At 67.3% G+C, this 11,391-nt stretch carries 10 protein-coding genes and 1 pseudogene; 6 read left to right on the forward strand and 5 right to left on the reverse strand.

Translation table 11 applies throughout. The features are described 5' to 3' along the window. Positions 1–40: 40 nt before the first annotated feature. Positions 41–1,084: an extracellular solute-binding protein gene (locus IEW15_RS20880; protein WP_188581601.1), complete on the forward strand. Its 1,044-nt coding sequence runs from the start codon at positions 41–43 to the stop codon at positions 1,082–1,084. Positions 1,085–1,123: 39 nt separating this feature from the next. After that, on the forward strand, positions 1,124–1,957 hold the full coding sequence (locus tag IEW15_RS20885) for an ABC transporter permease (protein ID WP_188581582.1): 834 nt from the start codon (positions 1,124–1,126) through the stop codon (positions 1,955–1,957). 58 nt (positions 1,958–2,015) lie between these two features. Here the strand turns inward: IEW15_RS20885 and IEW15_RS20890 are convergent, their stop codons facing one another. From IEW15_RS20890 to IEW15_RS20905, 4 genes are all read right to left on the reverse strand, one after another. After that, the gene (locus tag IEW15_RS20890) at positions 2,016–3,107 is read right to left on the reverse strand and encodes a TRAP transporter substrate-binding protein (protein WP_188581584.1); all 1,092 of its coding nucleotides are present in this window, start codon (positions 3,105–3,107) and stop codon (positions 2,016–2,018) included. A 101-nt stretch (positions 3,108–3,208) separates the two neighbouring features. Next, positions 3,209–4,531 (reverse strand): TRAP transporter large permease, encoded by a 1,323-nt coding sequence (locus tag IEW15_RS20895; RefSeq protein ID WP_188581585.1) that lies wholly within the window; start codon positions 4,529–4,531, stop codon positions 3,209–3,211. After that, on the reverse strand, positions 4,528–5,070 hold the full coding sequence (locus IEW15_RS20900; protein WP_188581587.1) for a TRAP transporter small permease subunit: 543 nt from the start codon (positions 5,068–5,070) through the stop codon (positions 4,528–4,530). The genes IEW15_RS20895 and IEW15_RS20900 overlap by 4 nt, the downstream gene beginning before the upstream one ends. Positions 5,071–5,145: 75 nt before the next feature. Beyond that, entirely contained in the window at positions 5,146–5,901 is a 756-nt protein-coding gene (locus tag IEW15_RS20905; RefSeq protein WP_188581589.1) for a DeoR/GlpR family DNA-binding transcription regulator, read from the reverse strand. Between the two features lie 194 nt (positions 5,902–6,095). On the opposite strand from IEW15_RS20905, the gene IEW15_RS20910 reads away from it, so the two are divergent. The 3 genes from IEW15_RS20910 to IEW15_RS20920 are packed head-to-tail and all read left to right on the forward strand — an operon-like array spanning position 6,096 to position 10,164. Next, complete coding sequence (locus IEW15_RS20910; RefSeq protein ID WP_188581591.1) at positions 6,096–7,499, forward strand: NAD(P)/FAD-dependent oxidoreductase; 1,404 nt, start codon at positions 6,096–6,098, stop codon at positions 7,497–7,499. Then, positions 7,496–8,737, forward strand: coding sequence for an NAD(P)/FAD-dependent oxidoreductase (locus IEW15_RS20915; protein ID WP_188581593.1), 1,242 nt, complete (start codon positions 7,496–7,498; stop codon positions 8,735–8,737). Before IEW15_RS20910 ends, IEW15_RS20915 begins: the two co-directional genes overlap by 4 nt. Next, positions 8,734–10,164 (forward strand): FGGY family carbohydrate kinase, encoded by a 1,431-nt coding sequence (locus IEW15_RS20920; protein ID WP_229708424.1) that lies wholly within the window; start codon positions 8,734–8,736, stop codon positions 10,162–10,164. Before IEW15_RS20915 ends, IEW15_RS20920 begins: the two co-directional genes overlap by 4 nt. Here IEW15_RS20920 and IEW15_RS20925 read toward each other — a convergent pair. Continuing rightward, positions 10,143–11,015 carry a DMT family transporter gene (locus tag IEW15_RS20925; protein ID WP_188581597.1) on the reverse strand — a complete coding sequence of 291 codons (873 nt, stop codon included), beginning with the start codon at positions 11,013–11,015 and terminating at the stop codon, positions 10,143–10,145. The genes IEW15_RS20920 and IEW15_RS20925 overlap by 22 nt on opposite strands. Between IEW15_RS20925 and IEW15_RS26075 the strand changes: the two are divergent. Continuing rightward, positions 11,006–11,391, forward strand: a pseudogene (locus IEW15_RS26075) (hypothetical protein); the annotation flags it as partial. The gene IEW15_RS20925 and the pseudogene IEW15_RS26075 sit on opposite strands and share 10 nt — an antisense overlap.

Below are 11,391 nucleotides of genomic sequence, written 5' to 3' on the forward strand. Positions count from 1 at the left end.
GAGCACCAGCATCTGGAAGAAGACGGCCGCGGCCCTGCTGATGGCCGCCGGCACTATGACCGCCACCGCCGCCCTGGCCTTCGACGGCCCCGAACTCTATCAGGGCGAACAGGCGCTGTATGACGCGGCGAAGGAAGAGGGCCTGGTGGTGTCGTTCGACACCGGGCCGACATGGGCCAACTGGGCCGCACAGTTCAAGGCGTTCAAGGCGCGCTATCCGGGCGTCGAGATCGTCTATAACGATCTTGGCTCCGCCGCCACGGTGGTGGCGCTCGACAAGTCGCGCAACCGTCCGCAGGCCGATACCGCCTATTACTTCGCCGGCTCGGCGCTGGACGCGGTGGAAAAGGGCGTGGTCGCGGATTTCCAGCCGGTGAATTTCGACAAGCTGCCGGAACCCTTCCGTCATCCGGCCGGCCAGTGGTTCACCATTCACACCCTGAACGTGGCGTTCCTGGTCAATACCAAGCTGGTCAAGGACGTGCCGCAGAGCTGGGAAGATCTGCTGGGCGATGCCTATCGCAACAGCATCGTCTATCTGGATCCGCGCACCGCCGGCCAGGGCCAGGTGGTGACCATCGCCGCCGCCTTCGGCAATGGCGGTGACATGGACAATGTCCAGCCGGGCATCGATTATCTGGGCCGTCTGCACAAGGCCGGCAACGTGCTGCGCACCCTGGGCACCACGCCCTATGCCCAGTTCGTGAAGGGCGAGATCCCGATCTGGATCGGTTATGAGAATGACGGTCTGAAGGCGAAATATGTCGACGGCATGGGCGACGATGTCGCGGTGGTGATCCCGCGCGAAGCCTCGGCCGCGGCACCCTATGCGATCAGCCTGGTCAAGGACGGCCCCAATCCGGATGCCGGCAAGCTGTGGCTGAACTACATCATGACCGATCAGGGCCAGACCACCTTCGCCGAGGGTTTCGTGCGCCCGTCGGTGCCGGGTGTGGCACTGCCCGAGGCGGTGCTGGCCAAGCTGCCAGACGCGCCGCAGATCCGCCCGGTCGATGTCGCCAAGGCCCGCGACGCCAAGCCGGTGATCGATGCCGGCTGGGCCAAGGCCGTGCTCGGTCAGTAACCCGGCGCGCGCCATCAACCCGAAGGACACCCCCGCCCCATGACCCTGCCGCCGCGGCTTCTGGCCCTGTTGCTGCTGCCTGCGATCATCTGTCTGGCGGTGTTCTTCGTGCTGCCGCTCTCCGTTCTGGTCGCCGAGACCGGGGCTGAGGGCGGCGTCGCCTATCTCCGGCTGGTCGACGATCCGGTGTTCTGGCAGGGGTTGCGCGGCACACTGATCCTGGGCACCGCCGCACCGGCGCTGTCGGTTGCCGTCGGGTTCTGTGTCGCCATGCATCTGTCGCGACAGCCGGAAGGCCGGCGGCAGGCGCTGCTGTTCGTGCTGTCGCTGCCGCTGACCTTCTCTGGCCTCATCGTCGCCTATGGCTTCATCCTGGTGTTCGGCCGGGCCGGCTTCTTCACCCTGCTGCTGGCGGAACTGGGCGCCGATCCGGCGGTGGTCGGCGCGATGATCTTCACCCCTGCCGGCCTCGGCTTCGCCTATTGCTATTACCTGATCCCGCGTGTGGTTCTGGTGGTGCTGCCAGTGCTGGTCAATTTCGACAGCCGCCAGATCGATGCCGCCGAAAGCCTGGGCGCCAGCCGTTTCGCCGCCTTCCGCGATGTGCTGCTGCCGCAAGTGGCGCCGGCGCTGGTGGCGGCCTTCTGCCTGACAGCCGCGGTCGCGATCGGTGCCTATGGCACGGCGCTGGCGCTGGTCGGCACCCAGGTCAACATCCTGCCGCTGCTGCTGTTTTCAAAGATTTCCGAGACCGGCGCCGACCTGCCGGCCGCCGCCGCTGCGTCGGTGGTGCTGATGGCGGTATGCTGCGCCGTGGTCGGCCTGGCCGAAGCCCTGATGGGGCTTCGGCGCAGGGCCGACACGGCACGATGAGGCATCTGGATCAGCGATAGGGCCGGTCAGCGATAGGGCCGGTCAGCGATAGGGCCGGTCAGCGATAGGGGAAGCCGGCCTTCTCCATCACCGCGGCGTAATCCTTCAGGATCTTGACCACCTTGGCCGCGCGGGGGCTGGTATCGGCGATCTCGTCCCAGAACTGCTCGGCGTCCTTTTCCACCTGCGCCCATTCCGCCTGCGGAATGCTGGTCAGTTCCATCTTCTGGCCGGTGACGCGCAATTGCGCCTCACCGCCCCAGTACCAGACCTGCCGATAGTAATGCGACTGGTCGATGGTGGTCAGGAACAACTGCTTCAGATGCGGCGGCACCTTTTCCCAGCTTTTGGAATTGGCGAAATACGACCCGCACCACGCGCCGCAGACATTGTTGGTCAGCGCGTAATTGCAGACATCCGCCCAGCCGACCTCATAGGCCTCGGTGAAGCCGCACCAGGCGACGCCATCCAACTGCCCGGTCTGGATCGCGACCTCGACATCATCCCAGGGCACGGTCACCGGGATCAGGCCATAGCGCGACAGGAATTTACCGGCGGTGGGCACGCCGAACACCCGCTTGCCGCGCATATCGGCCAGCGAGCGGATCGGCTCCTTGGTGAAGATCTGCAACGGATCCCAGGCGCCGGCCGACAGCCATTCCACGCCGTCGACCTCGTCATAGGCCTCTTTCCAGATCTCGTTCAGGCCATAGCGCTGGAACAGCACCGGCAGATCCAGGCTGAAGCGCGACGAGAACGGGAAATAGCCGCCGAACACCGCGATGTCGACCGGCGATGCCATGGTGGCATCGTCGGACTGCACGGCATCGATGGTGCCGTTCTGAAGCGCGCGGAACAGCTCGGCCGTCGGCACAAGCTGGTCGGCATAGTACAGCTCGATCTCCATCTCGCCATTGGCGGCGGCGTTGAACGCCTCGATCTGTGGCTTGATCACATGGGCGCCAAGCGGCGCGCCGGAATAGGTCTGCAGGCGCCAGCGGATCGGCGCCGTCTTGGCATGCACCGCCGGTGCCGCCAGGGTCGAGCCGGCGGCGAGCGCCGCGCCGCCGATGCCGGCGGCCTTCAGAAACTGGCGGCGGCTGCCCGCGACCGGTTCGCCCGAGGTGGTCTTGTTCTCGGTGTCACTCATGTCGTCATTCTCCATCCGGCGCGGTCTGCTATCGGGCCGCGCCAAGCCGTGGTGCCGGGGGTGGGGTGAGATCCGGGGGCGGAAGAGACGGAAGTGGCGGATTATTTCCCGTAGACGAGGTTCGGGAGCCAGAGGGCGATCTGCGGGAAGATCATCAGCAGGACGATGGCGAGGGTCATCATCACCACGAAGGGAATGATCGAGCGGTAGATGTCGATCAGGGTGATCTCTTTCGGCGCCATCGCCCGCATCAGGAACAGGTTGTAGCCGAAGGGCGGGGTGATATAGGCGATCTGGCAGGTGATGGTGTAGAGCACGCCGAACCAGATCAGATCGAAGCCCAGCGCCTTGACCAGCGGCACATAGAGCGGTGCCACGATCACCAGCATGGCGGTGTCGTCGAGGAACATGCCCATGACGATGAACGAGGCCATCATCATGATCAGCACCTGCCAGGGGGTGAGCTCCCAGTTGGTGATGAACAGGCTTTCGATCGCCCGCGCGGCCCCGATGCCGTCGAACACCGCGCCGAAGGCCAGCGCCGCCAGGATCAGCCACATGAACATGCACGAGATGGCGAGCGTCTTCCTCGACGTGGTCTTGAGCAGCGCCCAGTTCAGGCGGCCCTTGGCGAGCGCCGCCAGCGTGGCGCCGGTGGCGCCGATCGCCGAGCTTTCGACCAGGCTGGTATAGCCCATCACGAACAAGCCCATCATCGTGAAGAAGATCACGAAGGGGATGATGCCGGCGCGCAGCAGCTTCAGCTTCTGGCCCAGCGGCATGTTCAGTTCGTCGTCGGTGACCGTGGGGGCGAGCGCCGGGTTCAGCCGGCAGCGGATCACGACATAGGCCGTGAACATGGCCGCCATCATCAGCCCCGGCATCAAGCCGGCCAGCCATAGCTGCCCGACCGGCGCCCGCGCGATCATGCCATAGAGCACCAGCACCACGCTTGGCGGGATCAGGATGCCCAGCGACGATCCGCCTTGGATGACGCCGGTGATCAGCACCTTGTCATAGCCGCGCCGGAGCATTTCCGGCAGCGCCACGGTGGCACCGATGGCGAGCCCCGCGACCGACAGCCCGTTCATGGCCGAAATGACCACCATCAGCACGATGGTGCCGATGGCCAACCCGCCGCGCAGCCGGCCGAACCAGATGTGGAAGGCCTTGTAGAGATCCTCGGCGATGCCGGCTTCCGACAGGATATAGCCCATGTAGATGAACAGGGGCAGGGTCAGCATCGGGAACCAGTTGAACAGCTTCAACGTGGCATTGAACGGCATTTCGATGGCGCCGTTGCCATAGAGCAGCAGGGCGGCGCCGGCCGCAACGAACCCGATGGCGCCGAAGACGCGCTGGCCGGTCAGCAGCATCATGGCCATGGTCGCGAACATCAGGATGGCGATGAGTTCATAGCTCATGGCACATCCACCCCGTGCGGGGCCGGCTGATGCAGGGGGGCCCGGCGAAGGGTGGCGATGTGCTTGAAGATCAGCGACAGGGTCTGAAGGATCATCAGGAACAGGCAGACCACCAGCAGCGACTTGATCGGGATCATCGACGGGTTCCACATCGAGAACCGCCGTTCGCCGGTGGCGATCGCGTATTGCAGGCTGGAGATGGAGCCCACCGTCATCACCACCAGATAGAACATCAGGCAGGCCGAGGTGATGAGGTCGAGCAGCGCCTTGCCACGATCGGACAGGTGCTGATAGATCAGGTCCATGCGGACGTGATCGTCGTTCTTCAGGGTCATCGGCCCGCCCATGAAGAAATAGGCGAGCAGCAGGAATTGTGCTGCCTCGACACACCAGTGCAGCGGAATGTCGAGCGCGTTGCGCGTGATGGCGTCGAGCAGAAGCACGCCGATCATGAGAAAGACCAGGACCATTGCCGCGATGCCGACATAGTCGGACAGCCGGTCCACCACCCTTACATACCACTTGATTGCTGCCGGCATCTGCCTGCACGCCCCCCGTCTTGGCCTCTCCGGCGCCCACCCCTCCCGTGGCCTTGCGCGCGGATACCCGGATATCTAGATGATGTCCGCTCCCGCCGCTCTGATGGCGGCTTCATATGTTGCGTCGAGCGGCCCGTCGGTGATCACCGCGTCGATATCGTCGAGCGCGCAGACCCGGAACGCCGCCTTGCGGCCGAATTTGCTGCGGTTTGCCGCCACGAAGACATGGCGCGCATTGCCGATCATCGCGCGGGCGACCTGTGCCTCGTCGAAATTGGCGTCCATCGCCCCCACCTCGGCATCCAGCGCCGCCACGGTCAGGATCGCGTGATCGGCCTGGAAGTCGCGGATCTGTTCGATCACCAGCGGCCCGACGGTCTGGTTGTTGTCGTGGCTGAAGGTGCCGCCCAGCAGATAGATCGTGGCGGATGGCGGGCTGGCACCGAAAACCTGGGCAATGTTCAGCGAATTGGTGATCACGGTCAGCGCCTCGATACCCGCCAGCGCCTCGGCGCAGGCCAGGGTGGTCGAACCGGTATCGATGAACAGTGTGTCGCCGGGCTCCACCAGCCGGGCAAGCTTGGCGGCGATCGCCTGTTTGGCCTCGGCATCCTCGGCCATGCGATCCTTGAAGCTGCTCTCGGCATGGAGCTTCAGCCGGCGTGCGCCGCCATGCACCTTCTGGAGCACGCCATCCTCGGCCAGTTGGCCCAGGTCGCGGCGGATGGTTTCGACCGACACCCCGAACGACAGCGCCAGTGCCTCCACCGACATCTCGCCCTGTTGCCAGATGATATCCGCGATCTGTGCCTGTCGCTGTTTTGGCCGCATATCTGCCCTCCGCTTCTGAAAGTAGGACATCGGCACATGCCCGAGTCAAGGTGGATATCTTGACAAAATTGACCGAATGGCCATGTTTAATCGATGATAAATGACCGAACGGGCATATCGATCCTGTGCGGGCCGTGCGGTGGGGGCGGGCCGTGCGGTGGGATTTGTGCCGCCCATCGGGGAGGAACCGGCAGATGACGGATAATCCCGGCCATATCCATGGTGAGGTCTTTGATGCCGCCGTCATCGGCGGTGGTGTGATCGGCTGCGCGCTGGCCCGACGGTTCACACTCGACGGTGCGCGGGTGGTGCTGATCGAAAAGGCGGCCGATGTTCTGGACGGGGCGTCCAAGGCGAACAGCGCCATTCTTCACACCGGCTTCGATGCCCCGCCCGGATCGCTGGAAGCCGCCTGCATCGCCGCCGGCTATCAGGAATACATGACGATCCGCGACCGGTTGAACCTGCCGCTGCTGCGCACCGGCGCCATGGTGGTGGCATGGAGCGAGGCCGAGGCCGCCCTTCTGCCCGGTCTGATGGCGCAGGCGCGGCAGAACGGTGTCGACGATGTCATGCCGCTGACCGAGGCCGAGGCCCGCCGGCTGGAGCCCGAACTGGGGCCGGGGGTGCGGGCGGCCTTCCGGGTGCCGCGCGAATATGTCATCGATCCATGGTCGGCGCCGCATGCCTATCTGCGCCAGGCACTTGAGAACGGCGCCAGATTGCTGTGCCGGGCGGAGGTGACCGGCGGTCGGTTCGATGGTGAGATATGGCGCTTGGAGACCAGCCGCGGTGTCGTCCGGGCCGGGCTGGTGATCAACGCCGCCGGGCTGCATGGCGACCGGATCGACGCGATGCTGACCGGGACGCAGCATTTCACCATCCGGCCGCGCAAGGGCCAGTTCGTGGTCTATGACAAGCCGGCTGCCGCGCTCACCCGCCACATCCTGCTGCCGGTGCCGACGGCGGTCACCAAGGGCGTCGTTGTCTGCCGCACCGCCTTCGGCAATCTGCTGGTCGGGCCGACCGCCGAGGAACAGGAGGATCGCGACCACGCGGTGCTGGTGCCCGAAACCCTGACGGCGCTGATCCGCCGCGGCACCGAGATCCTGCCGGCGCTGGCCGATCACGATGTGACGGCAATCTATGCCGGCCTGCGCCCTGCCACTGAATTCAAGGACTATCAGATCCGCCTGGATGCCGGGCGGCGCTATGTCACCGTTGGCGGCATCCGCTCGACCGGCCTGAGTTCGGCGCTGGGCACGGCGCGTCATGTCCACGACCTGTGCGCGGGCTTCGGATTCGGGGCGGCGCCACTGGCCGATCCGGTCTGGCCCCGGATGGCGATGCTGGCCGAGGACGAGATCCGCGACTGGCAATGCCCCGGCAATGGCGGCGTGGTCTGCCATTGCGAGCGGGTGACCCGGCGCGAGATCGAGGCGGCCCTGACCGGCCCCTTGGCCGCCGGCAGCCTGGCCGGGCTGAAGCGCCGCACGCGGGTGACCATGGGGCGCTGCCAGGGGTTCTATTGCACGCAGGAACTGGCGGCGATCACCGCCGGCCGGCTGGATGTGCCGATGACGGGCGGTGACACATGACCGGATGGACCGACTGGTGCGATGTGGCGATCATCGGCGCCGGTCCGGCGGGGCTTGCCGCCGCGACCGAACTGAAACGGCGGGGCATGGGGCGGGTGCTGGTTCTGGACCGCGAGCCGATGGCCGGCGGGATTCCGCGCCATTGCGACCACCACCCGTTCGGTCTGCGTGAGTTCCGCCGTCTGCTGCGTGGCCCGGCCTATGCCCGGCGGCTGGTGGCGACCGCCGAGGCGGCCGGCGTTGATATCCGCACCCGGGTGACGGTGACGGCGATCCGCCCCGGCCCGGAACTGGAGATTTCGACCCCGGACGGGATGGGCGTAATCAGGGCGTTGCGGGTGCTGATCGCCACCGGCGTGCGGGAATCCAGCCGTGCCGCCCGGTTGATCGGCGGTACCCGCCCTGGCGGGGTGCTGTCGACCGGCGCCCTTCAGGGGCTGGTGCATCTGGACCATCTGAAACCGGTGTCGCGACCGGTTGTGGTGGGGACCGAGCTGGTGTCGTTTGCGGCCCTGCTCACCTGCCGTCACGCCGGTATCCGGCCGGTGGCGATGATCGAGGGCCGCGAGCATGCCACGGCGCGCTGGCCGTCGGCCCTGCTGCCGCGGCTGCTGGGCGTGCCGCTGCTGACCGGCACCCGGCTTGAGACGATCGAGGGCCGCGACCGGGTGTCGGCGGTGACCGTGCGCGATGCGGCCGGCACGGTCCGGCGGATCGAAACCGATGGTGTGATCCTGACCGGCGATTTCCGCCCCGAAGCCAGCCTGCTGGCCGGCAGCCATCTTGCGCGCGACCGCGCCAGCGGCGGGCCGGTGATCGATGACTACGGCCGATGTTCCGATCCGATGATCTTTGCCGCCGGCAATCTGCTACGGCCGGTGGAAACCGCCGGCTGGAGCTGGATGGAAGGCAGGCGGGCCGGCATCGCCATCGCCCGCGATCTGACCGGCGGGCTGCCGGCACCGGGGGCGGTCACCCTGACGGTGGCGGGATCGCCGCTCACCTATGTCGTGCCGCAGCGCGTGACGGGCGGGGCACGGCACGGTGCCGGGCACGACCATCTGCAATTCCGGGTCGACCGGCCGGTGACGGGGCGGCTGGTGCTGGTTCATGATGGAGGCGAGATCCTGTCCAGGCGGATAACCGCGCGGCCCGAGCGGCGCATCCTGGTGCCGCTGGACGACCTGCCCGCCGGGCTCTCAGGCGTGGTCGAGGCCAGATGGGAAGACCGCCGGTGACCGTTCTCGCCATCGATCAGGGAACCACCTCCACCCGCGCGCTGCTGGTCGATGCCGCCGGCCGGACCCGGATCATCGCCAGCCTGCCGCATCGCCAGATCTATCCCGGCGCCGGCCGGGTGGAGCACGACCCTGAGGAATTGCTGGCCAATCTGCGCGCCTGCCTGAATGCCGCCGGTGCGATCGCGGTTCCCGACGCGGTCGGCATCGACAATCAGGGGGAAAGCTGCCTGGCCTGGGAGGCGGATACCGGCCGCGCGGTGTCGCCGGTGCTGGTCTGGCAGGACGACCGCACCCGCGCCATGGCGGACGCGCTTCGCGCCGATGGTGTAGAGACCGAGGTTCTGGCGCGATCCGGGCTGCCGCTCGACCCGTATTTCTCCGCCACCAAATTCGCCTGGATCCTGCGGGAGATACCGGCCGCGCGGCGGCTGGCGGCACAGGGCCGGTTGCGGCTTGGCACCACCGATGCCTTCTTCCGCGACCGGCTGACCGGGCATTTTCAGACCGACGTCACCACCGCCTCGCGCACCGCGCTGATGAACCTCGACAACTGCGACTGGGATCCTGAGTTGTGCCGGATCTTCGGGGTGCCGATGGCGGCGCTGCCACGCATCGGCGCCAGCACCGGCGATTTCGGCACCGTTACCTGCGCCGGTCATTCCGTGCCGCTGACCGCCAGCATCGCCGACCAGCAGGCGGCGCTTTACGGCCATGGCTGCCGCCGGCCGGGGGATGCCAAGATGACCTTCGGCACTGGTGGATTCGCGCTGGTGGTGACCGGGCGGCGGATCGCCACCGGTGGTGCGGGGCCGCTTGCCACCATCGCCTGGCAGAAGGCGGGCGCGGCGCCGGTCCATGCGCTGGATGGCGGGGTCTATTGCGCGTCCTCGGCGGTGAACTGGGCGCGCGGTCTGGGGCTGTTCGATGATTATGCGGCGATCCGGACGTTCGAGGCGCCATCGGCGATCAGTCGCGGACTGGTGTTCGTGCCGGCGCTTGCAGGCCTTGCCTGTCCGCATTGGGACCGGCGCGCGCGCGGGGCCTGGATGGGGCTGTCGCTCGACACGACCCCGGCCGATATGATGCAGGCCCTGCTGGAAGGTGTTGCGTTCCGCATGGCCGAGGTTGTCGACACCATGACCGCGCATCAGCCCCTGGCCGATCCGGTGTCGATCGATGGCGGCATGGCGGCCAATGACTATTTCTGCCAGATGCTGGCGGATTGTCTGGGCCGTCCAGTGATGGTGCAGGACGAGCCTGAGATGACCGCGGTCGGCACCGCGGTGCTGGCGGCCGAGGCGGTGGGGCAGGCGATCGCCAGCCACCGCCCCGGCCTGCTGGTCACGCCGCGCCCGCTGCCGCCCGGCCTGCACGACCGGTTCCGGGCGGCGCGGGCGGCGGTTCAGGCCTTCGGGGCGGCCTGAGGCGTTCCGAAGACCAGCGCCAGACCACCCAGGATCGCGCCCATTCCCGCAAGAGCCAGCGGTGCCGGCACCGTGCCGAACACGGCGAGGTCCAGCGCCGCCGTGCCGACCGGCACCAGATAGAACAGGCTGGTGACGTTCACCAGATCACCCGCCCGGATCAGCCGGTAGAGCAGCAACTGCGCGCCCACGGAAATCACCAGCGCGAGCCAGAGCAGCGAGGGCAGCAGGGCAGTGGTCAGGTCCAGCCGGACGGGCGTGAGGGGCAGGGCGATCAGGCACAGGCCAAGGGCCGCCAGATAGTGCAGCGGCATGGCGGTGAGCGGATCGACGCGGCTCCGCTTCTGCATCAGCGCGCCGGCGGTCATGGCGATCAGCGCCGCGATGGCGAGGCCGGCCCCCAGCGGCGTGACGGTGGCGGCGGCAAGGCTCTGCCAGACCACGGCCACCAGCCCGCCCAGCGCCAGGGCCAGCCCGGCAAGCCGCCGGGGTGCGCGCGTGCCGCCGGTCGCCATCAGGGTCAGGACCGGCTGGACGCCCATCACGGTCGCGATGGCGCCGGGCGTCATGCCCTGGTCCATAGCCGCCATATAGCAGATGCCATAGGCGCCGATCAGCATGGCGCCGGTGGCGAGCACCGCCGGTATCTGATCACGGCGCGGCCAGGGCCTGCGGGCGATGCGCATGATCGCCGCCAGCACCACGAAGGCGATGGCGAAGCGCAGGGCCAGGAAGGCAAGCGGGCTCGCATGGTCGAGCCCGAGCCGGGTGAAGATGGCGCCGCTGCTCCACAGGCAGACGAACGCCGCCGTGGGGCCGAATGACCCCAGGGCACGATGAGATGACGTCATGGAAGAGTGAAGACCTGTCCTTGCCGGAAATCCGCGGCGGCGCCAACTGTCCGCGGCCGGCATGTCGGCCGGCTGGCGGTGGCGCCGCTGAAAGGCTGGCCGTCGGTCAGGCGGCGGCAGACTTTGCGGGCGGCGGCGGGGTACCGGCCCGCGCGGTTGGCGGCGGAGCGACGGTCATCATCTCGGGCGCATGGGTCGGGATCATGAACGTCGCCCTTCGGACAGGTCGATCTGGATGGCTGGCGATCAGAATAGGCCGGCGGAGACCGCCGATCAATCCCGCCGGGCATTCTCCCCAGGGCAATCGGGTGAAACTGTGCGTGACAGGGCGGAAAAAGTCTGAATCTCTCGTTGTCGACCTTTTTGGCTTGGGAGG

It is taken from the genome of Tistrella bauzanensis (assembly GCF_014636235.1).
GTDB lineage: Bacteria > Pseudomonadota > Alphaproteobacteria > Tistrellales > Tistrellaceae > Tistrella > Tistrella bauzanensis.

Bases quoted from the DNA above. Each gene is read 5' to 3' on its own strand.
- IEW15_RS20905 (WP_188581589.1), bottom strand. From the start codon at position 5,901: ATGCGGCCAAAACAGCGACAGGCACAGATCGCGGATATCATCTGGCAA.
- IEW15_RS20890 (WP_188581584.1), bottom strand. From the start codon at position 3,107: ATGAGTGACACCGAGAACAAGACCACCTCGGGCGAACCGGTCGCGGGC.
- IEW15_RS20895 (WP_188581585.1), bottom strand. From the start codon at position 4,531: ATGAGCTATGAACTCATCGCCATCCTGATGTTCGCGACCATGGCCATG.
- IEW15_RS20915 (WP_188581593.1), top strand. From the start codon at position 7,496: ATGACCGGATGGACCGACTGGTGCGATGTGGCGATCATCGGCGCCGGT.
- IEW15_RS20880 (WP_188581601.1), top strand. From the start codon at position 41: ATGGCCGCCGGCACTATGACCGCCACCGCCGCCCTGGCCTTCGACGGC.
- IEW15_RS20885 (WP_188581582.1), top strand. From the start codon at position 1,124: ATGACCCTGCCGCCGCGGCTTCTGGCCCTGTTGCTGCTGCCTGCGATC.
- IEW15_RS20900 (WP_188581587.1), bottom strand. From the start codon at position 5,070: ATGCCGGCAGCAATCAAGTGGTATGTAAGGGTGGTGGACCGGCTGTCC.
- IEW15_RS20925 (WP_188581597.1), bottom strand. From the start codon at position 11,015: ATGACGTCATCTCATCGTGCCCTGGGGTCATTCGGCCCCACGGCGGCG.
- IEW15_RS20910 (WP_188581591.1), top strand. From the start codon at position 6,096: ATGACGGATAATCCCGGCCATATCCATGGTGAGGTCTTTGATGCCGCC.